Annotated in this window: 22 protein-coding genes; 17 read left to right on the plus strand and 5 right to left on the minus strand. The window is 45.7% G+C overall.

Going from position 1 to position 25224, the window contains the following annotated elements:
- Positions 1-32 precede the first annotated feature (32 nt).
- The 5 genes from R3D00_28055 to R3D00_28075 all read left to right on the plus strand — a co-directional run bounded on the left by R3D00_28055 (position 33) and on the right by R3D00_28075 (position 5234).
- Entirely contained in the window at positions 33-1436 is a 1404-nt protein-coding gene (locus R3D00_28055; protein ID MEZ4777062.1) for a sulfatase, read from the plus strand.
- A 60-nt stretch (positions 1437-1496) separates the two neighbouring features.
- The gene (locus tag R3D00_28060; protein MEZ4777063.1) at positions 1497-1901 is read left to right on the plus strand and encodes an SRPBCC family protein; all 405 of its coding nucleotides are present in this window, start codon (positions 1497-1499) and stop codon (positions 1899-1901) included.
- Between the two features lie 142 nt (positions 1902-2043).
- On the plus strand, positions 2044-3258 hold the full coding sequence (locus R3D00_28065; protein MEZ4777064.1) for a hypothetical protein: 1215 nt from the start codon (positions 2044-2046) through the stop codon (positions 3256-3258).
- 189 nt (positions 3259-3447) lie between these two features.
- The gene (locus tag R3D00_28070; GenBank protein ID MEZ4777065.1) at positions 3448-4404 is read left to right on the plus strand and encodes a phosphotransferase; all 957 of its coding nucleotides are present in this window, start codon (positions 3448-3450) and stop codon (positions 4402-4404) included.
- A 2-nt stretch (positions 4405-4406) separates the two neighbouring features.
- Positions 4407-5234: an inositol monophosphatase family protein gene (locus R3D00_28075; protein MEZ4777066.1), complete on the plus strand. Its 828-nt coding sequence runs from the start codon at positions 4407-4409 to the stop codon at positions 5232-5234.
- A 25-nt stretch (positions 5235-5259) separates the two neighbouring features.
- Here the strand turns inward: R3D00_28075 and R3D00_28080 are convergent, their stop codons facing one another.
- The 3 genes from R3D00_28080 to ndk all read right to left on the minus strand — a co-directional run bounded on the left by R3D00_28080 (position 5260) and on the right by ndk (position 10196).
- A complete protein-coding gene (locus tag R3D00_28080; GenBank protein ID MEZ4777067.1) occupies positions 5260-8280 on the minus strand; it encodes a two-component regulator propeller domain-containing protein in 3021 nt (1006 codons plus the stop codon).
- 19 nt (positions 8281-8299) lie between these two features.
- Positions 8300-9691: an exonuclease domain-containing protein gene (locus tag R3D00_28085; GenBank protein MEZ4777068.1), complete on the minus strand. Its 1392-nt coding sequence runs from the start codon at positions 9689-9691 to the stop codon at positions 8300-8302.
- 88 nt (positions 9692-9779) lie between these two features.
- Positions 9780-10196 (minus strand): nucleoside-diphosphate kinase, encoded by a 417-nt coding sequence (ndk, locus tag R3D00_28090; GenBank protein MEZ4777069.1) that lies wholly within the window; start codon positions 10194-10196, stop codon positions 9780-9782.
- A 130-nt stretch (positions 10197-10326) separates the two neighbouring features.
- Here ndk and R3D00_28095 point away from each other — a divergent pair, with 130 nt between their 5' ends.
- From R3D00_28095 to R3D00_28150, 12 genes are all read left to right on the plus strand, one after another.
- The gene (locus R3D00_28095) at positions 10327-11343 is read left to right on the plus strand and encodes a bifunctional oligoribonuclease/PAP phosphatase NrnA (GenBank protein MEZ4777070.1); all 1017 of its coding nucleotides are present in this window, start codon (positions 10327-10329) and stop codon (positions 11341-11343) included.
- Between the two features lie 91 nt (positions 11344-11434).
- On the plus strand, positions 11435-12172 hold the full coding sequence (locus R3D00_28100; GenBank protein MEZ4777071.1) for a hypothetical protein: 738 nt from the start codon (positions 11435-11437) through the stop codon (positions 12170-12172).
- Positions 12173-12193: 21 nt separating this feature from the next.
- Positions 12194-13081: a lipoyl synthase gene (gene lipA, locus R3D00_28105; protein MEZ4777072.1), complete on the plus strand. Its 888-nt coding sequence runs from the start codon at positions 12194-12196 to the stop codon at positions 13079-13081.
- A gap of 181 nt (positions 13082-13262) precedes the next feature.
- Entirely contained in the window at positions 13263-16121 is a 2859-nt protein-coding gene (locus R3D00_28110) for a T9SS type A sorting domain-containing protein (GenBank protein MEZ4777073.1), read from the plus strand.
- Between the two features lie 96 nt (positions 16122-16217).
- Complete coding sequence (locus R3D00_28115) at positions 16218-16718, plus strand: histidine phosphatase family protein (GenBank protein MEZ4777074.1); 501 nt, start codon at positions 16218-16220, stop codon at positions 16716-16718.
- Positions 16719-16723: 5 nt separating this feature from the next.
- On the plus strand, positions 16724-17308 hold the full coding sequence (locus tag R3D00_28120; protein MEZ4777075.1) for a Maf family nucleotide pyrophosphatase: 585 nt from the start codon (positions 16724-16726) through the stop codon (positions 17306-17308).
- Position 17309: 1 nt separating this feature from the next.
- A complete protein-coding gene (locus R3D00_28125) occupies positions 17310-17774 on the plus strand; it encodes a nucleoside deaminase (protein MEZ4777076.1) in 465 nt (154 codons plus the stop codon).
- A gap of 21 nt (positions 17775-17795) precedes the next feature.
- On the plus strand, positions 17796-18677 hold the full coding sequence (locus R3D00_28130; protein MEZ4777077.1) for an EamA family transporter: 882 nt from the start codon (positions 17796-17798) through the stop codon (positions 18675-18677).
- Positions 18678-18757: 80 nt separating this feature from the next.
- Complete coding sequence (locus R3D00_28135; GenBank protein ID MEZ4777078.1) at positions 18758-19609, plus strand: hypothetical protein; 852 nt, start codon at positions 18758-18760, stop codon at positions 19607-19609.
- 291 nt (positions 19610-19900) lie between these two features.
- Entirely contained in the window at positions 19901-21289 is a 1389-nt protein-coding gene (locus R3D00_28140; protein MEZ4777079.1) for a hypothetical protein, read from the plus strand.
- 94 nt (positions 21290-21383) lie between these two features.
- Complete coding sequence (locus R3D00_28145; protein MEZ4777080.1) at positions 21384-23003, plus strand: NADH-quinone oxidoreductase subunit M; 1620 nt, start codon at positions 21384-21386, stop codon at positions 23001-23003.
- Between the two features lie 157 nt (positions 23004-23160).
- The gene (locus R3D00_28150) at positions 23161-23685 is read left to right on the plus strand and encodes a hypothetical protein (GenBank protein ID MEZ4777081.1); all 525 of its coding nucleotides are present in this window, start codon (positions 23161-23163) and stop codon (positions 23683-23685) included.
- A gap of 116 nt (positions 23686-23801) precedes the next feature.
- On the opposite strand, the gene R3D00_28155 is transcribed toward R3D00_28150, so the two are convergent.
- Together R3D00_28155 and R3D00_28160 are read right to left on the minus strand one after the other, a co-directional pair.
- Positions 23802-24812: a DUF4065 domain-containing protein gene (locus tag R3D00_28155; protein MEZ4777082.1), complete on the minus strand. Its 1011-nt coding sequence runs from the start codon at positions 24810-24812 to the stop codon at positions 23802-23804.
- Positions 24813-24814: 2 nt separating this feature from the next.
- Positions 24815-25174 (minus strand): toxin, encoded by a 360-nt coding sequence (locus R3D00_28160; GenBank protein MEZ4777083.1) that lies wholly within the window; start codon positions 25172-25174, stop codon positions 24815-24817.
- Positions 25175-25224: the final 50 nt, after the last annotated feature.

The raw sequence follows: 25224 nt of genomic DNA on the forward strand, positions 1-25224 counted from the left end.
ATCTTATTCATACAAACTTCAACATCGGTAAAATGAAAAATAGTATTCTGATAGCCTGCTTATTCTTATTCATTTTTTCGTGTAGCGATAAAACCCAAAAGCCTAATATCGTATTTGTGTTTGCGGACCAATGGCGCGCACAATCCTTAGGGTATGCTGGCAATCCAGATGTTAAAACACCTAATCTTGATAAACTTGCTTCTGAAGGGGTATATTTTCCCCATGCAATTTCAACTATTCCGGTATGCACCCCTTTCAGAGCGATGTTGTTGACAGGGCAATATGGATTAAAAAATGGCATGTTCATGAATGATGTTTTGCTTGAGCCTGAAGCCAGGAGTTTTGCCAAACTATTTAAACAACATGGATACAATACTGCTTATATAGGAAAATGGCACGTTGACGGTAATGCCCGCTCAGCTTTTATTCCCAAAGAAAGGCGACAAGGCTTCGATTATTGGAAGGTCCTGGGCTGCTCGCATAGTTATAATAATTCCAATTACTGGGGAAATGATGACGCGTTGCATACATGGGAAGGTTATGATGCAGAGGCTCAAACGAAAGATGCTATTGCATATATAGAAGAACAGTCAAGAAGCGGCAACCCGTTTTGTTTACTGCTTTCCTGGGGGCCGCCTCACGCACCCTATCATTCTGCGCCACAAGAATTCAGGGACCTATACGAAAATATGGATGTGCAACTCAGACCAAATGTTCCGGCAGAATTAGCCGAGGAGACAAAAGCCATCCTGAGAGGGTATTATGCACACTGTTCGGCGCTTGACAGCTATATAAAACAATTGCAGGACGCACTCAAGCGAAGTAATCTTGAAGACAACACCATTTTTGTTTTTACTTCAGACCATGGCGATTTGATCAATAGTCACGGGCAAATGAAAAAGCAGAGAATTTTTGAAGAATCGGCCAAAGTGCCTTTCATCATTAAATATCCGGCATTATTAGGGAAAGAGGGAAAGAAAAGCGACTTCCTCCTCAATACAATGGATATATTACCGACCATGTTGGGTATGTCGGGTATAGATATTCCCTCCGGTTTGGACGGAGAAGATATAACAGAAATAATACTTGGGAAAAAGGAAGATGACCGAAAAGCTTCGCTTGTTGCCTGTGTTCAACCATTCGGGCAATGGTCCAGGGCCCATGGGGGAAAAGAGTTTAGAGGAATTATTACCCAAAAATATACTTATGCGCGCGATTTGTCCGGAGAATGGTTGTTTTTTGATAATGTGGCAGACCCGTACCAGGTAAATAACCTCGCAGGAAACCCTGCATATCAATCAATAGCTGAAAATTTAGCAGGTTTACTTACTCAGGAGCTCAATCGCCTAAACGATGAATTTTTACCGGGGCCTTCCTATTTAGAAAAATGGGGGTATGCCGTTGATTCAACTGGCACAGTACCGTATAGAAATTGATTTTTTTAAGATTACGGCATTTACCCTGTATTCGCACGACAATCAAAACCATTTACCACAATGAAACTATCATTTAGAATACATAAAAACATTGACTTTGTTTTTGACTATTTGACTGATATGAAGAAATTTGTTTCAGTCCATCCGGTTATTTCTCAAATGGATAAAATAGAAAGCGGAACCTATTTAGTTCACGAAACATTAAAAATTGGTTTTATTCCTTTTCCGTTTACATATCCAGTGACAATAGACAAGAGTATAATTGAAAAAACCGTTTCTATTCGAGCAATTGTGTTCAAACTGACGAAGATTGAAATGATATTCGTCTTAACAGCAGACGACGATTGTACAATCATTGAAGAACAAGTTGACTTTAACTCTCCTTTTCCAGTAAAATCCGTTATGGAACGTACTTTTAAAAAGCAACACGAAATACTTTTTAAGAATATTGAAGCAGCTCTATGAGGCGAATGGCAAATCACTGGAAGGAAATACAGATAGCCCCCAACCCGGGGGTTGCCTCAGGCGGAGTGAAGTGCCATCCCGGCGCTTTGTATTCGCCTCAACATCAGGTGAGGAAACGTTCGCAGCAATAAAATGAACCGAAATGATGATGAAATCCCTGTTGATTAAATTAATTGGAATTGCAACAATAATTGTAACCACAAAATGTGATTCTTCTCCGGAATTGATTGAAATTGAACCCATTGATCATCCTTACAAATTTAGTCAGGAGATACTGACAAACCTTGAAACGAGTTCTGAACCCTGGAAATATCAAGTTGCGGCTTGGGACTATTCTTATATAGGCAAGTATGAAGAAATGCTAAATATCTGGGATACAGAACATGATAATAGAAGTACAGTAAACCAGGAAGTGGTTGACTCTTTTAGGCAAAAGTATGAAAGGAAAAATGCTAAAGATTATATAGTAAGTCAGGCAGATTCATTTCAAATAATAATTATAAACGAAGCGCATCATCAACCCCTACATAGAGTATTTACAACAGAACTTCTGAAAGAACTATACGGAAAAGGATATAGATACCTGGGATTAGAAACCTTGCAGGAAAGTGATACGGAAATTAATAAAAGAAAATATCCTATATATTCCAGTGGAACATATTCAATAGAGCCCCAGTTTGGGAATTTGATTAGGAGCGCTTTAGACATCGGATATTATTTGTTCGCCTACGAATCAGAAGGAAATGGTAGAGAAAGAGAAATAGGACAAGCAAGAAATATAGAAAGCCAAATTAAAAATGATTCGACAACTAAATATTTGATTCACTGCGGATTTGATCATGCTGTAGAAGGGGAGTATAAATCCTGGGGTAAAGCCATGGCAGGGAGATTGCAAGAATTTACAGGAATAAATCCATTGACTATTAATCAAACGGAGTTTACCGAAAGAAGTGTAGATAGCCTCGAAAACCCTTTATTTCAAAATTTGTCATTGATAGAAACAAGTGTATTTATTGACAGAATGGGTAATTCTTTCAAACTTGAGGAAAATCCTGAATGGTTTGATATTATGATTTTTCACCCAAAAACCAAAATGGTCCATAATCGCCCGGACTGGATTTTAAGAAATGACAAAATGAAAGTGAATATTGATGTTAAGGAAATTGAGATAGGTAAACCTTTTCTGGCAATGGCTTTTAAAGAAAATGAGGATTACCGAAAATCAGTTCCGGTCGATATTGTTGAAGTAGAAGATAACCTTGAACCGATAACTTTTGCGTTGGAAAAAGGATATTATCATATTGTGTTTCAAAATCAAAACCATGAAGCAAGATTGAAACTTGTAAATGTCAAATAACCCTGCTGCGGGCAAACGCTCAGCCCCATTACATTAACTCCCCAAAGCGCAGATTCAAAAGGGTTTACACAAGGTACTTCATACGGCCTTAGTACAGGCAAAAAATTTAACGGCGGGATTTATCCTTAAATTTGGAATCATTTCTTTCCATCCTGATTTTTGAGATGTGTACAATATCTATGGGTAAATATGAATGAATATTTCAGATCGATCATTCTGCAGCAAACCGGTGCTTCTTCTTTGGTAGAAAAAGAGATCATCCAGAAATTGTGGAGTGGCTACGGAAAAATCATGCGAATCGGCCTGAAAAATGCCTCTGTCGAAAGCGTAGTAATCAAACTCGTTCAGTCACCGCTGTCGTCCAAATCTAACAATCACCCCCGCGGATGGAACACCGATATCGGGCATCAACGAAAGCTGAAGTCGTACAAAGTAGAAACTACCTGGTATGACATATACAGCCAAAGCAGCGCTGCCCGGCTGCCGCTATGTCTGGCCATCGAGACGCAAGATGATGAGGTGCTGATTGTGCTGGAGGATTTGGATATCGCTGGTTTTCCCTTACGCAAACGGTCTCTCACATGGGAAGAAATACAGTCCTGTCTGGCGTGGCTGGCACAGTTTCACGCAAGTTATCTGGGAAAAATTCCACACGGGCTTTGGGAAGCAGGCACCTACTGGCATCTGGAGACCCGACCGCAGGAATTAGCCGCATTGGATGATCAAAGGTTGAGAGAGGCTGCGCCTGCTATTGATGAGAAGCTCAATAGCTGTACTTACAAAACCTTTGTTCACGGCGATGCCAAGCTGGCAAACTTCTGTTTTGCGAAAAATGGGCAGGTTGCCGGGGTAGATTTTCAGTATACAGGGGGCGGCTGTGGAATGAAAGACGTGGCTTATTTTATCGGGAGTTGCCTCGACGAAAGCGCGTGTGAACGCCTGGAAACACAAATCCTGGATACCTATTTTGAGTATTTGCAAAGCGAACTGAATGAAAGAAATGAAGCACTGGAAAAGGAATGGCGGTCTTTATACCGGGTAGCCTGGGCAGACTTTCATCGTTTTTTAAAAGGCTGGAGCCCCAGCCACTGGAAAATCAATAGTTATAGCGAACGAGTAACCGCAGAAGTGATCAAAAACCTCTGAATATGGATCTACACCTACTTACCGACATGGCGATCAACGCAGCCCTTGCCGCAGGGGAAGTCATTAAAAAACACATGAATGAAGACGTGGCTGTAGAGAAAAAGCAGGGAGGCGTCAGCTATGCCTCTCAAGTCGTAACCGCAGTAGACAGAGCTTCTGAAGCCGTCATTCTCGCTCATCTGCTTCCCGCCTGCGATGAGTTTGGAATAGCCCTGTTATCGGAGGAGACCGAAGATGATGGGAGCCGGTTCATGCGAGATTTTTTTTGGTGCATCGATCCGATGGACGGAACGCTTCCTTTTATCAATAAACAACCAGGTTTTTCTGTATCGATTGCCTTAGTTGCAAAAGACGGTACGCCATACATTGGGGTAGTGTTTGATCCCAGCACAGATACTTTGTACCATGCAATCAAAGGCTACGGAGTCTGTAAAAATAACAGCCTTTGGGAAATCAATCCCATAAATAACCATTTGACCTACGTGACAGATCGAAAGCTGAAGGATACTCCCCATGCCGATGAAATAGAAAGCCTGCTACACCAACAGGCAGGAAAGCTGGGGTTGAATGGGGTACAGGAAATTGCAGGAGCCGGCGCCGTATTGAATGCCATTCGTGTACTCGAAAATGGCCCTGCCTGCATGCTAAAGCTTCCGAAAAAAGAAAACGGCGGCGGGAGCATTTGGGACTATGCAGCTACGGCCTGTATATACCAGGAATTGGGCTTGCCGGCGACAAACTTTGCAGGAGGAAAATTGGACCTCAACAGAAAGGATAGCACTTTCATGAATCATGAAGGCGTCTTGTATGCTAATTTGAATTATAGATAGCCGGCAACCCAACTGACTTCAGGCGCTACCACTGCTTTACAGGCAACAGCATTTCCACCATAGTACCTTTGATATTGCCTTCAGGATCGACGATTTCGTGAATGTCGAGAGAGTACTTCTTGCGGGTCATCCGGGCAAACAGCGAAAGTCTGTCGAGCGTGATCTGCATGCCTTTTGACACGTGGTCATTGGGCCGGTCGGCGCGTTGTTTGCGGCTGGCCTCAATCCCGATCCCGTTGTCGCTGATGGTGATCATCAGGTAGTCATCATCTTTTCGGGAGAGATTCACCTCAATCATGCCGTTGGCATCAAGCGGCATAATGCCGTGTTTGATGGAATTCTCCACAAACGGTTGCAAAAGCATCGGTGGAATCTGCGTTTCGCTCAATTCAATCCCGGGGCCAACATTGACTACATAGTCAAATTTTTCGGGGAAACGCATTTTCTCCAGCGAAAGATACAGTTTCAGTCTTTCGATTTCTTCCCCCAAACTGATAAAGTCACTTTTGGTGCTTTCGAGGTTTTTGCGAATCAGTTTGGCAAAACTTGAGAGAAATTTATTTGCAGAGATTTTGTCCTGCCGATGAATAAAATACTGGATCGACTGAAGTGCATTGAAGGTAAAATGGGGGTTCATCATGGCATATAATGCCTGATGTTCGAGCTGGAGTTTTTCGGCTGTATCTCTGATTTTTTGTTCTTCAATCTGCTGTTTCCGCCGGCTCCAAAATACCCAGTAAACACCAGAAGCGATTGACAAACCTAACAGCGACATGAGCAAAATAAACCACCAGGTCTGATAAACCGGATATTTGATCGAAAAGGAAAAAGAAGCAGGATTATTGTATTCCCAGTCATCGGCTTCTTTTTTGGCGATTACCTGAAAAGTATAATCTCCGGGATCAAGGTGTGCATAGGAAACCCGTGTTTGTCCCGGCAGGCTGTCCCAGTCTTTGCCGGTCAGCCCTTCCAGTCTGTATTTATAGATAAGTTGTTGTGAGCTTTTGAGGCTCAGCCCGATAAACTCAAAATCTACCCGATTGTCATTGGGTTGCAATTGCGGCGGGTGAAAGAGCACACCTGATTTGGGGGGCATAAACTGCGCCTGTGCCCAGTTGGTATCGGCGGCAGATCGCACTTCCGTAATATAGACAAGAGGCGGATAATCTTTTTCATCGCGCTGTGTGCCTACCGGTTTGGAAATTGCACCTTCCGCTGTTCCAAGCCAAATATTGCCCTTATTGTCAAGAAAGGCAGCATTTGCGTTACATTCGAGGCTGGGGAGTCCGTCTTTTTGGGTATAATGTTCAAACCGGGCACGGTCTGCACTTCCCAGAGAAAAACCGGAAAGATCCAGACGGTAAGCGCCATTCTCCGTAGCCACCCACAGGTACCGGCCTTTTTCCAGCACCAGCCCTACAACTGTATGCGCGCCGGGTGTCTCACTGATCCGGATACGGTAATCTGTGTTGCCGGAAATACAGGACAATCCCTCAGCACTTCCCACCCACAGGCGGTTTTGCCTGTCGCGAAGCAGGGTAATGACATTATTACCTATGGAACGGGCGGAGTCCATCACCGCAAACCTACCTTTTGAAAACCGGCATAACCCCAGAGAAGTGCCGATCCATATATCACCGGAAACAGAATCCATTTCAAAAGAGTAAACGGTATTGTCAGGTAAACCCTGATCGACAGAGTATCGAACAAAGCCGCCATTCCCCTTCCACACAAAAATACCATTGTCGGTCCCTACCCATATATAGCCATTTTTATCCTCCGTCACGCAAAAAGCGGAGTTGCATTCCAATCCGTTTTCCCGGCCAAAAACCCGAAACTGTGCGCCATCATAGCGGGTCAGAGTACCATTATAGGAAGAGAACCAAAAATGTCCTTTGCTGTCCCGAAAACTGGAACAAATATCATTTCCCCCCAGCCCGTCTGTCACCTGGTATTTCCGTATTACTCTTTTTCCGTCATACACATTGATACCACGGTCTTTGGTACTGATCCAGATATTGCCGCGGCGATCCTGAAGGAAAGACTTGGCCAGGTTGGAAGATAGGTCGTCATCCATGTCCAGGGTTTCAAAAACGCCTTCGGTAATTTTTCGCACGCCCCCGCCGTCAGTGCCAAACCAGAGATTCCCCTCTGCATCCAGTAAGGCGGAGCGCATCTGAAAATCAAGCATCCGGTCATTTCTCACCAAAGGAAAAAACTGCCCCTGGTGATATCTGACAATTCCCTTACCAGTACCCATCCATACCTGCTGGTGAAGATCTGCAATCAGGGAATATACATGATTGTCAGAAAACCCCAGTTTCAGGAGGTCGAAATGCTCAGTTTTAGCTTCGAAATAGCGAAACACCCCGCGGCTGGTCCCAATCCAGACAGCACCCAGCCCATCTTCGGTCAGCGAAAATACCTCCAGATCATCGCTAAATGGGAAATCACGAAGCGCCCTGACTTCGGAAGAGTGGTCTTTCATATACAGCCCTTGTGTCGTGCCAATCCATACCTTGCCCGATTGATCTTCGAGAAAAGAGAGAATATTTTTATTATTTTCTCCCGGCCATTGAAAAGGGTTTTCGACAAATGTTCCGTCTGAATAAAGAATAATTCCGCTGGACTTGGTGCCAATCCAGATATTGCCCTGGCGGTCTTCCATCAAAACCTCCACGACTTTATCTGCAATTTCTTTATGGCTGGAGAAATCCATAAACCGGTAGCCATCGAAACGGTTGAGCCCTGCATCAGAGCCCACCCAGATATACCCGTCGCGATCTTCAATGATAGAAGAGAGGAATGTACCGGTCAACCCCTGTTCTGCACCGTATGAGGCAAATTTATTGCCATCATAACGACTGATGCCCCGGTGAGTACCCAGCCAGAGATAACCGCGATGATCCTGCATCATGGTCATCACCTGAGACTGAATCAGCCCATTTTGCGTAGTATAGCGAGTGACATTATAGACCTGAGCCTGAGCGGGTAGCAGGAGAATGAGTAAAAGAAAGGAGTAGATAATGGAAAGTTTCCTGATCATAGTGTTAATAACGGAATTTTCAGCGTTTTATCGGGACTACCTGCCGCGGATTTTTTTTGATATAGGAGTGAATGATCCTGCTTACATCCGGAAGATCTTCTCTTAACGGAATAAACTCTGTAATCGAAGTCGGGTCAGCAGAAAATTGAGAAAGATCCAGAAAACCATATCCCCGGTACACCCCATTCTCCACCCACACGACGGATTGTTCTGAAGGATCCCGGCCTTCCCCCACGATAAGAAAACTTGCCATCTGATCTCTGCCATAACTGATTTCATATACCGCCTTCAGCACGCGTTCGTTGTAATCTTCTGCAGATTCTTCCTCGACACAGGCACCTTTACAGATATGGAGTTGATGGTGAAAACAACGGCCCGGGCCCTTTTCGGCGTCGTAGAGTTTGGGGCAAAGTTCAAATTTTCTGCCTTTACGCTCCAGCATACCTTCTGCTGAAGTTTTTTGCGAAAACCCTGCCAGAGGTCTCCGGTTTTCGTCGTATTTATCCACAAATAGTTTGAGATAGCCGGAGGGCGTTTCTTCTTTATAGACAGCATACTTAAACTTTCGCCGTCGCTGCGCGCGGTTGAAAGGCGGCTGCAGGCGTTTGATCTCCTCATTTTCCAGCAAAAGCGCTACCAATTCGCTGCCGGTAACTTCAAAGCCGATATCAACAATCTGTTCCAGCATCCGTATGCTGCGATTTGCTTTATAGGCACCCTGAAAGTGGGAGAGAATTCGTTTTCGGATCTGGTTACTTTTGCCTACATAGAGGATTTCGCTTTTTTCTCCGATAAAATAATATACTCCGGCCTCATCGGGAATCGCTTCAAGTACATTTTTATTGAGGTTTGGCGGAAGTTTAGCCATAGCGATTTCCTGATTCATCAGGTCATCTTCGGAAGCCGGAGATTCGGGTGCGGTGAGCATCCGAAAAAGCTCCAGGGTGGCAGTGGCATCACCGGCAGCGCGGTGGCGGCTTTTGTTGGATATATTGAGCGCGTCACAGAGTTTACCCAGGCTATAGGAAGCCATTCCGGGAAATACCTTGCGGCTAAGCTTGACGGTACAGAGTTGTTTGCGGGAAAAGGTATACCCCAGCTGGCGAAATTCTTTCTGCACAAAGCTATAATCAAACCGGACATTGTGCGCCACGAATACCGCATCGCGGGTAACCTCAACAATTTCTCGGGCGACTTCAAAAAACCGGGGCGCGTCGCGCACCATATCATTGTCGATGCCGGTGATACGGGTAATAAAATCCGGAATAGGCATTTCCGGGTTAATGAGACTTTCAAACTTCGCAACCACCTGCTCGCCATTGTAGCGGTAAATGGCTATCTCGGTAATCCTGTCAGATTTGGGATTTCCGCCAGTCGTCTCAATATCTACAATAACAAAATCACTGGACATAATATGCAACTGAAGCTACGGCTTTCAAGTTACACATTTTAGTGGAAATGAAGATGGCCATACAGTTGCATGGCCATCCTTTTTTTTGCTAGAAAATCTCCAGATCAGAGAAGAAGTAGTGCGCTTCGCGGTGTGCATTTTCATCAGAGTCAGAGCCGTGAATGGCGTTTGCCTCGATTGATTTTGCATACAGTTTGCGAATTGTGCCCTCTGCCGCTTTCTGCGGATCGGTGGCACCGATTACTTCACGGAAGCTGGCGACAGCATTGTCTTTTTCGAGTACCATAGGTACACAGGGACCACTGGTCATAAAAGCAACGAGATCTTTGAAAAACGGACGTTCGCGATGGACATCGTAGAAGCCACCGGCTTCGCGTTCGTTCATGTAGATCATTTTCATGGCTTTAATTTTAAAGCCGGAAGCAAGGATGTGATCGATGATTTTGCCGGTATGTCCGCTGGCTACAGCATCCGGTTTGATGATCGTAAGCGTGATATTGCTCATTTTAAAGTATGTTTCTGCTTATGGAATGCAAATAAGGTGCAAACTTAGGTCAACGGGGTTGATAATCCAATTTTATACTGTGAATTTCAATTCGTATTTTCGCAGTCTTAAAATTACCGGGAATCATTTCATGGAACAAATCGAAGCGTTAGCATCTCTTTTATCCCGTCCGGGACGCATTGCCATTACCACACACCAAAAACCAGACGGAGACGCGATGGGTTCCTCCCTGGGACTTTATCACTATCTGGTGAAATGCGGACACCGGGTTACGGTTGTTTCTCCCACCGAATATGCCGACTTCCTCAAATGGATTCCCGGTTCGGACAAGGTGCTGGTAGGGCCGAGTGACCCTGACCTCGCCCGCTGGACCTTTGACGGTGCCGACCTGATCTTCTGTCTTGACTTCAACGGACTGAGTCGTATCAACGAATTTGAGCCCATGGTCAGAGACAGTTATGCCAAAAAAATCGTGGTGGATCATCACCCTGAGCCCGAAGGTTTTGAAGACCTCACCTTTCTCGATACTTCGGCTTCCTCCACTGCAGAAATGATCTACCGGATCATCGTGGCATTGGGAGACAGCGACAAGATAGACCTGCCGGTTGCGGAGGCGTTATATACAGGAGTGATGACCGATACCGGTTCATTTCGCTATACCAATACATCGGCTGAAGTCCACCGGATGGTGGCACATTTTATAGAAACCGGCATCAATGTCAATCGTATTCACGATCTGCTTTTTGCCAATTTTAGTGCGGAGCGGTATAAATTTCTCGGCTACTGCCTGCTCAATTGTCTGCATGTACTCCCCGAATACAAAACCGCCTATATTAAGCTGGAGAAAGAGGTTTTCCGGCAGTTTAATGTAAAGGCTGGGGATACCGAGGGATTGGTGAATTATGCCATGAGTATAAAGGATATCAATCTCGCCATCCTGATTACAACCCAGGACGATCTGGTCAAAATGAGTTTTCGCAGCCGGGGAGAGGTTTCTGCCAGTGAGTTTGCCAGAGAGTTTGACGGAGGCGGGCATTTTTACGCCGCTGGCGGCAAAAGCAAAGATTCGCTGGAAGAGACGGAAAAACGGCTGATGTCTTTGCTGGAAGAAAAAAAGGAAATTCTCCTCACCAATGCTATGGCCTAGCAGAAAATCACATGGGCAAATCGTTGAATGTTGGCGTTTAATAACTATATTTAGGGAATGGCCCATGCGGGCTGAGGAAAAATCCTCTCCTATGAAAAACGTTTATCTGATCGCCCTTTTTATGATTCCCCTGGTTCTCTTTTCTCAAAAAAAGGAGGAAAAGCCTATTTCCGGAGGATTTGAGCTGGGGTTTCATAAGACCAACCGAGGGGCGGGGATGGAACTAAACTATATGATCGGGCCCGATGAAAAACAGATTATGCTGGGGCTTGATCTTTTTGCACTGAAAGAATTAAACGAATCGAATATCGAACCAGCTTTCGGTGCCGAACTGGGGAGAAAATACGTTTACGGGAAATTGAATTACTTTTTTGTACTCACCCCTTCTGCGGGCATTCAGAAAAATCTTTTCCGGTTAAATTCCATCAACCTTATCAATCTGCGGGGAGGAATCAAGGTCGGTCCGGCAATCGGCTTGCTTACGCCTTACTATCTGGAGATATTCCGGCCAGGACTGGGGATACCTACCGCCAATGACCGGCAGGTTGAAGCTTATGATCCAGGCATTCACACCTATTCCAAAATCTTTGGACGGGCCAGTTTTTTTGCCGGAAAACCCGCGTTTCGCCCGACATTGGGGGGAAGTATCAAGGGATATCTCATGGTTGATTTCGCCCGTTCTTCCCGTTATATCTCAGGGTGTAAACTCGGTGCCCATGCCGATTTTTTTGCGAAGCCCGTACCGATAATGACCGGGTTGGATAAGTTGGAAAATCACCGGATATTTGTAGCACTTTCGATAGGGTTTATGATTGGAAACAGATGGTAGGGGATTTTAGTTAATACTTACATGGCAATAACAACAACATATACCGATCTCACGGCAAAGAACCTTCCCGGCAATGGCCCGAGACCGTCTTGGCTGCGGGTAAAACTACCTTACGGGGAAAGTTATACCAATGTGAGACAGATCATTGATAATAATAAACTTCATACGGTGTGTGAAAGTGCCCGCTGCCCCAATATGGGTGAATGCTGGGGTGCCGGAACGGCCACTTTTATGATCCTGGGCAATACCTGTACCCGTTCCTGCTCCTTCTGCGCGGTGGCTACCGGCCGTCCCGATGTTATGGATGGAATGGAGCCCGAGCGGGTAGCACAAGCGATCAAATCCATGGGCATCCGCCATGCGGTGATCACGTCTGTAAACCGCGATGAGCAGAAAGACAGTGGCATGAATATCTGGGCACAGACCGTGAATCTTATTCACAAACATTGTCCGGGGGTAACTATGGAAACACTCATCCCCGATGTAAAGGCCCGCTGGGATATGCTGAAACTGATCACCGCCGAAAAGCCCGACGTCATCTCACACAATATGGAAACGGTGAAAAGGCTCTATAAAAGGGTACGCCCACAGGCGCGTTATGAACGCAGCCTGGAGCAAATCCAAAGAACCAAAGCCGAAGGCATCCGGACAAAATCAGGATTTATGGTTGGACTGGGAGAAACGGTAGAAGAGGTGTACGAACTGATGCGCGATCTGAAATCACACGACTGTGATGTGCTTACCATCGGTCAGTACCTCCAACCTACCAAAATGCACCTACCGGTTCATGAGTTCGTTCACCCTGATCTGTTTGCACACTACCAGAAAATCGGGATGGAAATGGGATTTGACTATGTGGAAAGCGGCCCGCTGGTTCGTTCGAGCTACCATTCAGAAAGGCATCTATAAAACTTATCTTTGAAAAAAGCGCAGTATTGCTGCCTGTTTTGTGTAATTCAGCAACAGTTTTGAATATGGCTTTGTTGATGTAAGTCCGCTAATTTCGTACTTAGCCAAGTTTCCGGCTGTGATTTTGTTTTGTTAGGTTGAAAATACTTATTTTACCAGACGACAGATAACCGTAGTTTGTATGATTAGAAATATTTACAAAGCTTTTTGGGTGATATTTATTCTTTCTTCCGGGATAAATCTCCATGCACAGTACGCCTGGCGCAACCTCGGCCCAGACAATAGTGGTAGCCGTACCCGGGCACTGGCTTTTGACAACAGTGGAAACCTGCTTGCAGGTTCTCAGGGAGGCGGGCTCTGGATTTCCCGCAATTCCGGGGTTTCCTGGGAAAAATCCAGTTCCTACAATGGCAATCCAAACATTACCTCGCTGGCCGTTGATGGCAATAATATATACGTCGGTACAGGTGCCACCGCCTTTGAATTGTCTTATTTTGTAACCCGCCTCAACCGAAGCAGCAGCTATAACTGGCGTACCGACCCCGATGGGTTTAAAGGTTATTTGACGGGACTTCCCGGTGGGGGAGTATTTCTCTCGGAAGATAATGGTGCAACCTGGAAACCGGCACCTGCGACCAATACAGCCGAGACCGTCAACTATAAAGGGCCATTCTCTGCGATTCAAAAAGTAGCGGTTATCAACAACCGCATTTACGTTGCAACCGCAGAAGGGCTTTTTTACTCCAACGATAAAAAGTTAACAGCAAACTCTCTGGTAAAATGTGGCGGAAGCCCGACTTTTCAGGCAGGGGTTGTCTTCGATGTGGAAGGGGCAGACGGTACGACCGTATTTGCAACTGCCAAAACCGGATTCAGAGATTCTCTGTATGTTTCTGCTGACGGAATAAACTTTACCGTAGTAAAAAATCCTACGCTCTACAGCCTGGGGGCATTTAGCACTTCCAGAAGTGAAATCGCCGTAGCTCCCAGTGCAAAAAGCACGATCTATGTAGCAGGTACTCAGGCCAATAACGAAATCAGTGGTGTCTTCCGCTCCGATGACAATGGCGCAACCTGGCGCGTATATGGCCCCAAAGGAAGCCCCGGCTTTACGCCTCTGGGATCTACCGGCCAAAATGCTTTTGCTATGGTGGTTTCGCCCTCGAATCCCAACGAACTGATCGTTGCGGGCAATGCCTGGTTTACCTTCAGAGAAGGTAAAGGCTGGACCCCCACCGCTCAGCAGACCTCTCCCACCCTTAGCAATTATGTACCCCGGAAAATCTATACGATTGTCTATAATCCTTCAAACCCAAATGAATTGTTTGTCGGAACAGACCGCCAGATCGTGCATTCTCCCGATGGTGGTGTTACCTTCTCTCAAAAATCCAAAGGGTATGAGGCAACTATCGCCTATAGTGTCGCATCACTTTCTGTAGAAACCGTCGGCGCAGATGATCCCTTATTTGATGCAGTCATTGCAGGAACAGAAACCGCAGGCTACCTTCTCAACCGCCACTACAATAGCGATAGCCCCACGCGTCAGGGATTTGGTACCATCCAAACCACAAACCTTGGCGACGTCGCAGTATCTTACCTCCACCCCGGAGCCCTGATTCTTCAGGGAACAGACAATGGTGTTGTACGCTCTTTTAATGCCGGCGCAAACTCTGAGCGTTTCTATGGATTGCCCATCCGCCCCAATGTCGCAAATCTTGACACAGCAAATAACGTCTATGTCGACAGATCTGGCATCAATGTCCAGGGAGGTGCGTTGTTTAATTCGCCGACTCCGGCCCAGACTGCATGGGTGCTTGATGAAGTGGTTCCGGCAAATCTGCTCAACAATAATCAGATTACAGAAGAAGAACTTGAAGCCCAAAGTGATAGCTATCTCTTCCTCTGTTCGCGCAACTATGTATGGATATGTAATGGTGCTTTTGGCGACGGTCTTCAGGTAAAATGGAACCGTATTACCAACCTGCTTGTCGATGGAGGTACAGAATATCTGACAACGATCACGGCATCCGGCGACACAGATCACACTTTATACGTGGGTTCCAGCCGTGGTAAAATCTGGAGAATTGACCGCGCACACGATCTGGAAAACTTTAATGTCCAGACTAATGTGGTGCGTATTGACAACGTTAGTGGCAGCAACTTATCACCGATGACCGGAAGATGGGTTTCGGATATTTCTGTTGATCCACAAAATCCAAATAGAATTGCCGTAACATTTGGCTCTTACGGAGGAAATGTCCAGGCAACCCAAGGCTTTGTATGGGTGACTGAAACCGCCAAAACCAGTCCTTCTTTTGGGCTGCTGTCAGGCCATGCTGTGAAAGAACCCGTTTATTCTGTAGAATTTGTAAAAGATCCTGCTGAAAGCGAGTCAGTATTGCTGATTGGAACAGAAACCAAACTATGGTCCGTACGCGATATCGTTCGTGCAGGTCCTTCTATACCTCTCTACCTCTCTTCTCCATGGACAGACGAGTCAGGCGCTGAATTCAGCGGTGCACCTGTGTATGATATATTTGTAAGAAAATATAAGTCCAGACTCACCCCCGACGCGCTGAAGCGTACAGAAGTAAAAATCAATCCGCTTCCGGGTGGAGGTTTTGATACCACAGAAGTGGAAGTCACCAAATCTGGTCATTTCCTCAGTCTGGACAATACGGTATATATCGCTTCTCATGGTCTGGGTTTATGGTCCACCTCCTCGACTGTCCTTGGAAGGGAATCTGCACCCGTAGATCCTGTTGTCATAGAGAAATTAAATATTACGCTTTATCCCAACCCAACCCGCGATATCGCCACAGTGAAGTTTGAACTTCCCGAAGCCGCGGAGGTTCGTATCATGATGTACAGTGCTGACGGCAGAAACATATCGGCACAAAACAGCAACTATGATACGGGTATTCATGAAGTAAATCTTGAAACCAGCCACCTCTCGCCGGGAATGTATTTTATCAGAGTGGATATTCAGAACGAAACCACCTCTACTTCACAAACACTGAAGTCGGTTGTGGTACATTGATCCGAACATTATATTGGTTATAGATAAAAAGTGTCCCTTATCGGGACACTTTTTGTATTTTTGTCCCAAAATTTTTTCACTCAATTTGCTGCATCAATGAAAACCCTTGTCATCTGCCGCCATGCAAAATCAGACTGGCCGGTCGGCGTTTCGGATATTGAGCGACCACTCCAACAAAGAGGCATCAACGACGCCAAATATCTGGGTACCATGCTCGGACAACAAAATTTTGAGCCAGACCTGATTATCAGTTCCCCCGCCAACCGCGCGCTGAGTACGGCAAAGATTGTCAGTGGGAAAATCAATTATCAGGGGGAGATAGAAATTGAAAAAAAAATCTACGAATCTGGCGTCTCCGGAACCCTGGAGCTGATTCATCAGCTTCCCGACCACGCAGATACGGTCATGTTATTTGGCCACAACCCGACCTTTGAAGATACAGTAAGACAATTGCTTCAGATGAGTGCCGCATTTTATATGCCCACCTGTGCCATGGCCTGTATGGAAAGCCGCTCCGACAACTGGGCCCACTTTGATGTCAGGACCATTCACCTCCGCTGGTATCTTATCCCAAGGCTGTTGCGTCAGGACGATTGATAACCATGAATACCCCACATAAAATTATTCTGGCTTCACAGTCTCCCCGGCGGCAGCAATTGCTGCGCGACATGGGATTTACCTTCGAAACTGTAGTACGCCCTTCAGACGAACATATCCAGGAAAATCTTTCCCCAAAAGAAGTTGCCATTTCCATCGCCCAAAGTAAAGCCGAAAACTACCGCGATCTCAGCCACGATCATATCATCATCACCGCCGATACCATCGTCGTCTCCGGCGATGAAATAATGGGAAAACCCGCAAACCGGCAAGATGCAGTCGATATGCTGCGCAAACTTTCAGGGAAAACACACTCCGTTATTTCCGGAGTCACGATTTTATACAAAGAGCAGTTCCACAGCTTTGCAGAAGAGACATTCGTAAGCTTCCGGACACTGGATGATGAGGAAATCTACTATTATGCAGATCATTACAAACCCTACGACAAAGCAGGCGCCTATGGCATTCAGGAGTGGATTGGCATGATTGGCGTTCGTGCGATTGAAGGCGATTTTTATAATGTGATGGGACTCCCCGCGGGAAGATTATATGCGGAGTTGAAGTCATTTACCCAAATAGAATTATCATAATATGCTTTCTATCCATACAGATGAATACTTCATGCGACAAGCACTTCTTCAGGCAGAACGCGCCTATGAAGAAGGTGAAGTGCCTATCGGGGCAGTCGTTGTAAGTAATTTCCGGATTATCGGTAAAGGCTATAACCAAACGGAAAAATTACAGGACCCTACTGCACATGCAGAAATGATTGCCATCACCGCAGCCTGCGAATATCTGGGAAGCAAATACCTCACCGATTGTACCCTGTTTGTCACTGTCGAACCCTGCCCTATGTGCGCAGGTGCACTCCGATGGTCTCAGGTAGAAAGAATTGTATATGGTGCAGACGAGCCCAAAACCGGTTTTAGCCGACATTCGCCCAGCCTTATTCACCCCAAAACCCAGATTCTTTCAGGAATGATGGAAACCGACTGCCGCACGCTGATGCAGGAATTTTTTCGCGCCAAAAGAGGCCCCCGACCCGATCATACCTAAATATCCCTAACCACCAACACCTTGGATAACCGCCAAAACAATCTCATCGCCTGGACCACCTTTACGCTTCTCTGTCTGGTCTGGGGCAGCTCCTTTATTCTGATAAAAAAAGCACTCCTTGCATTTGACCCTTTCCAGATAGCCGGGCTGCGAATGGTGTTAGCCGCACTATTTTTACTTCCATTCGTAATTGGAAAAGCCAAAAAACTCACCCGGACAGAATGGAAATTTGTCATGGTCATGGGCCTTATCGGAAACGGAATCCCCGCATTTCTTTTTCCCCTGGCAGAAACACATATCAATAGCGCTACTGCCGGAGTAATGAATGCGCTGAGCCCTTTATTTGTGCTGCTTATAGGCTTTTTGCTGTTTGAGTTTCGGTTTTCATCCCGCCAGGTTGCGGGCGTTTTTCTGGGGCTTGCAGGAGCACTGATCCTCATCTTGTCAGGGGGAGCAGAGGTCGATCTGTGGGGAAATGCCCTTTACTCCATCCTCGTTGTAATTGCTACTATTTTATATGGTTTCAGCACCAATATTATGAAGCGGTATCTCAATCATGCGCCGTCTGTACAGGCCTCGGGATTTGCGCTGTTAACCATTGCTATCCCTTATAGTATTTATCTGCTGTTTGCCGGTCTTCCTGAAGTTTTTGAGACCAATGACCACGCATGGGCTTCACTGGGCTATATTGTAATACTGGGAGGATTTGGAACTGCCGTTGCACTGGTTTTATTTTACCGCCTGGTGCAGGTAAGTGGTCCCATATTTGCCTCTTCGGTAACTTACTTTATTCCGGTAGTAGCGCTCATGTGGGGGTTGCTGGATGGCGAAAGTTTTTCATTGGCACAATTTGGCGGAATGGGCGTTATCCTCGCTGGGGTGTACCTTTCCAACCGAAAATGAATAATTTTTACACGTTTTGCCGGGATAAATACGTATAAAGTAAAAATTTGAATCCTTAGTTTCACTACCAAATACCCAGAATGAAAACGATCCTATCATTTTGCTTCTTATTGGTTGTCGCCCTGTCTTTGGGTTTTGCACAAAATGGCCGCACCAGAGCTGTGGAAGAATGGCCCAAAATCAAAAAAACCACTACCCTTGTCATACTTTATGAAGGACAGGACGCCTATAATGAAAAAATCAAAGATGCGGTAGAAAAATACTGGAAGGTGACGCCGTATCAATTTGCGACCACAGAAGAGCTGCTCAAACTCTCGATGAGTAAGGATTACTCCATGCTTGTGCGCAATGATGCCGAGCGTTTTATCAACCGGGTGGGCCGCACAGACCGCATCAAAAGTAACCATATCGCACTTTACCTTTGTGGCAACGGAGCTGATATGAGAAACTACCCCGGAGCGGAAGCTATTGCCCAGTATCAGTTTACCGATGTCAACAATGTCGATGAATACCTGTATAAGCTTACGGCGATCATCCAGTCTATGCACAACTACCTGGTTTTTCTCGACACAAATAAAATCACGGAAGACAATCACCCCAAGCTTCTCAAAAAATTTGACAATGCCCTCGCCAATACCCTTCACGAGAAAACCCTGTTTTTATTGGAAGAACAACTTTCCACCGATCTGCAAGATCTGGAAACGCTGAAAAAATATTACAAATACGAGGTCAGTATTGTAGATAAAGCGGCAATCGCCGCTGCGATAGATGCGCAGCTTCCCAATGCAGCCTTTTTGCATATTGACCCCAGAGGCAAAACATTGTACGTACTTTCAGCCGAAGGCGGGAGGATCATGTATGAAGCCGAAACCGTCATTCCCGGGCACCTCACAGCCGGTGATTTTTCAGCTTTGTCGCGAGCAGCAAATTAGTCCGGAAGAACTATTTATACCTACTGTAATATTATCAGGAGAACCGAAGGAAAATCACTGGACGACAGCCCTTGCTTGATGATTAGCGAATATTTGAGCGCAGGTGCACAGGATTCCTGTTGGTTAGGTCAGATGCGATATTCGTTTGGATGCAGCCCTGGTGAATGCATAGTTTTGTATCATACCACCTGATAGTAGTAGTTGTAGTTTTTATATGTCATTGCCAAGGGACCTTCTGTCGAGGGTCCTTTTTTATTTGTGCAGGAACAGGGATTCGGTTAATTTCGAATCATGAAATACCAGCATCCGCACGCTAACATCTTCTTCATCGCCGTCCTCCTTTGCGGGGTAGCCGGCTGCTTTTTTTCCGGGAAAAGTTCTATAGCAGACACTTATGATGAACTGCGGGATGAAACTGCTTTTCTGGTCAAAGATTCTGCCATCAACGACTATTTTGCCATGACGGAAAAAGGGATTTTTTTGTATGAAAATGCAGAAAACAAAAAATCAGGCATTCCTGAAGCGGTCATTTATCCCGAAGAATATGAACTATTTGCCGCTCTGGTCAATACCCTGTCTGCGGATAGTATGCTTGGTCTCTACCTGAAAAAGGGCACAAATCGCTGGCCTGATTCTCTTCTCAGCGCCTATCAGACAACCGAAGAAACGATATTTCATTATGGACAGGACTCACTGCAACCTTTGAAAGGTCTTCGTATTGCCCTGGACCCCGGGCATGTAGCCGGCGATTTTGAAACAGCAGTTACAGAAGGCAAATATATCCATATGAAACCCTCTCCGGCTACCTATATGCAACCCATACAGTTTTTTGAAGCCGGGCTTACGCTTGCCACAGCATGGGTGATCAGAGAAGAACTGGAGGCAATGGGTGCAACCGTTTTGATGACACGTACACAGCCCGGCAGAGGTGCGCTGGGGCTGACATTTCAGGAATGGAAAAACTACCGGTGGGATTCACTGATGCAGGCAGAAAAAGAAACAGGTACCCTGACGGCTGAAGAAATCCGGCAGTGGAAAACCAAAGCGCAGGACAAAGACATCATGAGCCGGTTTTTCACCCCTGAAGACCTTCGGGAAAGAGCAAAACTTGTCAATGCTTTCCACCCTCACCTGACGCTCATCATTCACTATAATGTAGATTCACCCAATTGGGAAAACCGGGATGCAGAAGGAAATTTTTCGCCTACCGGGCAAAACTACTGTATGGCATTTGTTCCAGGTGCATTTATGGCGGGCGAACTGGCGGAGCCCGAAAACAGACTGGCCTTTTTGCGAATGGTGCTTACCAATGATGTAAAACAGTCTATCGAGTTGTCACGGGCATTTATCCATCATTCCACCCAAATTACCGGCGTGCCCATCGTTACACAGGAATACCCCCTCCGCTACCTCCATAATGCCTCGGTATATACCGGATATCCCGGTGTATATGCGAGAAACCTCAGCCTTACCCGCCTGATCAACGGGCCCGTATGTTATGGAGAAAGTCTTTGTCAGGACAATATTTCAGAAAGCCGGACTTTCAATACAAAAGATACAGATATCGGAGGAGTTACGGTCTCCAAACGGGTAAAAGTGGTTGCCCGCGCATATGTGGAGGCAGTGAAAGAATATACTGAGAAAGAATTTGCGATTAATTCTGCATCAGGCCGGCAGTAAGGGCATTCTCCCATTGGTTATATATGAAAAAGTCTATATCTTTAGCCCCTTCAACGAAGAGCCGTTGAAATCAAATACTAATTAATAAAAGCCTGTGAGCACGCTACTCATTATTCTGGTTTTTTCTCCGCTTATTGGCGCAGCCCTGATTGGCGCTCTCAATGAATCCCGGGAAAATCTTTCGAAGCAAATCGCCCTGTGGGTATCCATGGTTCCCTTCGTGCTGAGTGTGGTAATGTATATAGATTACCTTTCTCTTTCCAACGCAGGCGAATTCGTCAGCGGTGCTCCGGGTTATGTCTATTTTTTCAACTTTGACTGGCTGTCTTCCGGCGGAGTGGATATTAATTTCACTTTTGCCCTTGACGGAATTTCAGTTTATCTGGTGATGCTCACCACGATTCTTTTCCCCATTTGTATTTACTTTTCATGGGATGTATCCAAAGCACCGAGAGCGTATTATCTGCTCCTTCTGATTCTGGAAGCGGGTATTCTCGGTTTCTTTATCGCCCTGGACATGCTGCTTTTCTATGTCTTCTTTGAAATGGTGCTCATCCCCATGTATTTCCTGATTGGGATATGGGGCGGAAAAGACAGGGTATATGCATCGCTTAAGTTTTTCCTTTATACACTCGTTGGTTCTCTGCTGATGCTGATTGCCATCATTTATCTGGGCACACACGTGGCGATTTCACCAGAACTGCTGAGCCAGCGTCCTGATCTTCAGGGAGTGATTTTTACTACCGACTACTTCCTGATTCTCAACCATCTTTCGATCACACCTTCAGCTGAAAAATGGCTGTTTATTGCCTTTGCACTCAGCTTTGCGATAAAAGTTCCGCTTTTCCCGCTCCACACCTGGTTGCCCGATGCGCACGTACAGGCGCCTACTGCCGGCTCTGTGATTCTGGCAGGTGTATTGCTGAAAATGGGAACTTATGGTCTGGTGCGTTTCTGTTTGCCGATTTTCCCGGAAGCCTCTCTTTACTTCGCAGGGTTTATGTCAACCCTTGCAGTGGTGGGAATCATTTACGGCGCAATGGCCGCTATGGTGCAGACAGACGTCAAAAAACTGGTTGCCTACTCCTCCGTATCTCACCTTGGATTTATCGTACTGGGCATTTTTGCCTTTACAGAGGAAGCGATGAACGGGGCAATCATTCAGATGATCAACCACGGTATCGCTACCGGAGGACTTTTCCTTTTGGTGGGAATGATCTACGACCGTCGCCATACCCGTGAAATCAGCGATTTTCAGGGTATCGCCCGCGTAATGCCTAAATACACCCTCCTGTTTATGATCACGATCATGGCTTCTGTAGGGCTTCCAGGCTTAAATGGTTTTGTTGGAGAATTTTTGGTGCTGATGGGTGCATTTAAATCGGAGTCGATTTCCAATGCGCTTCCAATCTTCGCAGCTACCGGTGTTGTAATCGCAGCGGTATATCTCCTCTGGATGTTTAGAAGGGTCATGTTTGGCCAGCTTGATAAAGATGAAAACCGCAGCCTTGAAGATATTAATGGCCGTGAGATAGCCGTTATGCTTCCGCTGATTATCCTGATGTTCTGGATGGGTTTTTACGCTACGCCTTTCCTGAAGCAAATCGCTCCAAGCGCCAAAATCGTAGTGGAGCAGGTGGTGGGAGATGCTGGTGATACGCACCATGCAGAAAAAGCCATGCCTGTAACTGCTGATTTCGCAAAAGCCGACTAATTGAATTTTTACGGAAACACCGCAGAAACCGCAGAGACTTTCCTATGCTGAATGTCTGGATTTCCTCCAGGCTCCGGCGGTTTCTGAATTTTCGGTAGAACTATTTCCTGATAAGCATCTTATCGTAGCGCGGAAAGATGCCAATATTGAATGGGAAATGCGTTTGCCGTTACCCTTTCCGGCCATCTCTGACAGAGATATTCCGCTTTCCCAATACCTTCAGTCTATACCTGAGGAGATCCCCGCATACATGATCGCTTTGGTTCAGGCCGGCGCCGCCGCGCTTGGATATTTTGAAGAAGGAGAAGCCGTGCAACACAAAGCGATCAAAAAGTATATGAAACGCCACTCTCAGGGAAAATCTCAAATCAATTATCTGAAAACCCGGGGGAAATCCAAAGCCGGTTCGCGCGTCAGGCTGGCCAATACCGTTACATTTTTTGAGGAAATCAACGAACGGCTTACCGAATGGGAGGAAGACTACGCACCACAAAAAATCCTGTATAGCTGTACAGCTACTTTATGGGGACTTTTGTTTCAGTCAAAAGTTCCGCCACCATTTGAAAAAAAAGACCACCGCCTGATCAAAATCCCCAGGGACGTACAAATCCCCACATTTGAAGAATTGCTTCGGATCAACCGATTGTCGGTAGCAGGCTGGCTCACCCGGTCAGAGAGGTAAAATCAAAAACCCCGGCAAACCGGGGTTCTGATATCATAGAAAGAACGTATGGAGGGAAGTGAGTATCTCGGACAAACAATTCTCTGCTTCCTGTTCCAAAAATCAAACGCATATTTTTATTCCTCTTCGGGAAACTCATTCAATTTAAAAGCATATTTCTGATAGCTGATCAATTCTCTTTTTTCCTGATTTTCAACCCAACCAGCCTCTTTGTGGCTAAGTTCAATCAGCTTTCGGGTACGCACATCTTCAAAGGCCTTCACAACCTGCTCCATTGTCTCCAGCTCGTCGGTTGTAAAGAGACTGGGATCGAAGGGGGCAGTAGCAACAAACCGCTCGCCTGTGCCTCCGTGATCAAACATTTCCTCTTCAATAGAAATAAATTTTTCGGCTTCCAATACGCCAAACAACTCATGGAAATGTGAAGGTACAGGGCCAAAGGGAATCGCGCGGTAATTGCAGCCCGATATTGAGATGCCCGTTCGCTGGAAGTTGAAAAAATCGCAGTAAAACATCAGCTTATTCATGCGTGTTTTTAGCGGGCGAACTTTTTCTGCAAAAAACAGGACAAAATGGGCGACCTTTTTAAAATCAGGCCGGGTATAGCCAGTATATTCATTGGCCTCCATGTGGAAGTTCCAGATATATTCCACCACCGTATCCAGTTTATCTTTACCCATCAGGGTATCAATCTGTCTGATCAATTTGTCAAACGCAGCAGGAGAAAAGAGTTCACGTTTTTCATTGACAAAATTGAGAAAATTTTGCGGAGCTTTGGCCAGGCGAATGAGTTTTGCATTGGCGAGGCTGGGGATTTCTCCATTTTCATAATTGCGGAAGCTATTGGCACCGAGATCCAGTACTTCAGACATTTTTGCAGCAGACAACCCGTACTGTTCACGAATTTGTCTGATTTCTTCCGGGAAGGGAATATGATGTTTTTCCCGGTAGAGATTATATACCTGCCGGATATTGATCTCGTCAAGTTCTGTCGTTGAAATCTCTTCACCGGTTTCCTTATGCACATAAAAATGTTCCCAGATTTCAAACACCTCTTTCCTGAAAGGCTCAGATGCTGCCAATTGTCTTTTCAGTACCCATTCCTTCCCGATATGCGGCTTTTTCATTTCTACTTATATGGATATTTAATTTTCCTTTCCGCCGGATGAAAAGAGAAACAAGCCACTGCCTGATTGCCCAATCCTTTGGAAATTTTGATATAGACTTCCGTTCCGTTTACCATCGTACCAAACTCCCAATACATGGCGCCGATCCTTACTCCGTCGGGCTTAGGGCCCTTGTAGTAATCTCTTGCTGAGAGGTTGTCGAGAATATGTTCTCTCTCCTCAGCAGTTATCTCCAGGTCCAGCAGCGCTTTGAAATTTTTACGACGATCGTAGATGATCATCCCAAACTTTTTCTTCAACGCCCGAAAGCCGTAGAGAAAGTAATCGATCTCTTCCAGATTGGGTATGTTACGAGTTTCCACCTGAACTTCCACCTAAATTCAACTTTATATACGCAATATATACAAATAAG

The sequence above is a fragment of the Bacteroidia bacterium genome, assembly GCA_041391665.1.
Taxonomy (GTDB): Bacteria; Bacteroidota; Bacteroidia; order J057; family J057; genus JAGQVA01.

What these genes read in the sequence shown, in the direction of transcription:
- R3D00_28070 (MEZ4777065.1), top strand. Translation starts at nt 3,448, where the DNA reads ATGAATGAATATTTCAGATCGATCATTCTGCAGCAAACCGGTGCTTCT.
- R3D00_28110 (MEZ4777073.1), top strand. Translation starts at nt 13,263, where the DNA reads ATGATTAGAAATATTTACAAAGCTTTTTGGGTGATATTTATTCTTTCT.
- R3D00_28095 (MEZ4777070.1), top strand. Translation starts at nt 10,327, where the DNA reads ATGGAACAAATCGAAGCGTTAGCATCTCTTTTATCCCGTCCGGGACGC.
- ndk (MEZ4777069.1), bottom strand. Translation starts at nt 10,196, where the DNA reads ATGAGCAATATCACGCTTACGATCATCAAACCGGATGCTGTAGCCAGC.
- R3D00_28060 (MEZ4777063.1), top strand. Translation starts at nt 1,497, where the DNA reads ATGAAACTATCATTTAGAATACATAAAAACATTGACTTTGTTTTTGAC.
- R3D00_28140 (MEZ4777079.1), top strand. Translation starts at nt 19,901, where the DNA reads ATGAAATACCAGCATCCGCACGCTAACATCTTCTTCATCGCCGTCCTC.
- lipA (MEZ4777072.1), top strand. Translation starts at nt 12,194, where the DNA reads ATGGCAATAACAACAACATATACCGATCTCACGGCAAAGAACCTTCCC.
- R3D00_28115 (MEZ4777074.1), top strand. Translation starts at nt 16,218, where the DNA reads ATGAAAACCCTTGTCATCTGCCGCCATGCAAAATCAGACTGGCCGGTC.
- R3D00_28135 (MEZ4777078.1), top strand. Translation starts at nt 18,758, where the DNA reads ATGAAAACGATCCTATCATTTTGCTTCTTATTGGTTGTCGCCCTGTCT.
- R3D00_28065 (MEZ4777064.1), top strand. Translation starts at nt 2,044, where the DNA reads ATGATGATGAAATCCCTGTTGATTAAATTAATTGGAATTGCAACAATA.
- R3D00_28150 (MEZ4777081.1), top strand. Translation starts at nt 23,161, where the DNA reads ATGCGTTTGCCGTTACCCTTTCCGGCCATCTCTGACAGAGATATTCCG.
- R3D00_28125 (MEZ4777076.1), top strand. Translation starts at nt 17,310, where the DNA reads ATGCTTTCTATCCATACAGATGAATACTTCATGCGACAAGCACTTCTT.
- R3D00_28080 (MEZ4777067.1), bottom strand. Translation starts at nt 8,280, where the DNA reads ATGATCAGGAAACTTTCCATTATCTACTCCTTTCTTTTACTCATTCTC.
- R3D00_28120 (MEZ4777075.1), top strand. Translation starts at nt 16,724, where the DNA reads ATGAATACCCCACATAAAATTATTCTGGCTTCACAGTCTCCCCGGCGG.
- R3D00_28100 (MEZ4777071.1), top strand. Translation starts at nt 11,435, where the DNA reads ATGAAAAACGTTTATCTGATCGCCCTTTTTATGATTCCCCTGGTTCTC.
- R3D00_28055 (MEZ4777062.1), top strand. Translation starts at nt 33, where the DNA reads ATGAAAAATAGTATTCTGATAGCCTGCTTATTCTTATTCATTTTTTCG.
- R3D00_28085 (MEZ4777068.1), bottom strand. Translation starts at nt 9,691, where the DNA reads ATGTCCAGTGATTTTGTTATTGTAGATATTGAGACGACTGGCGGAAAT.
- R3D00_28075 (MEZ4777066.1), top strand. Translation starts at nt 4,407, where the DNA reads ATGGATCTACACCTACTTACCGACATGGCGATCAACGCAGCCCTTGCC.
- R3D00_28155 (MEZ4777082.1), bottom strand. Translation starts at nt 24,812, where the DNA reads ATGAAAAAGCCGCATATCGGGAAGGAATGGGTACTGAAAAGACAATTG.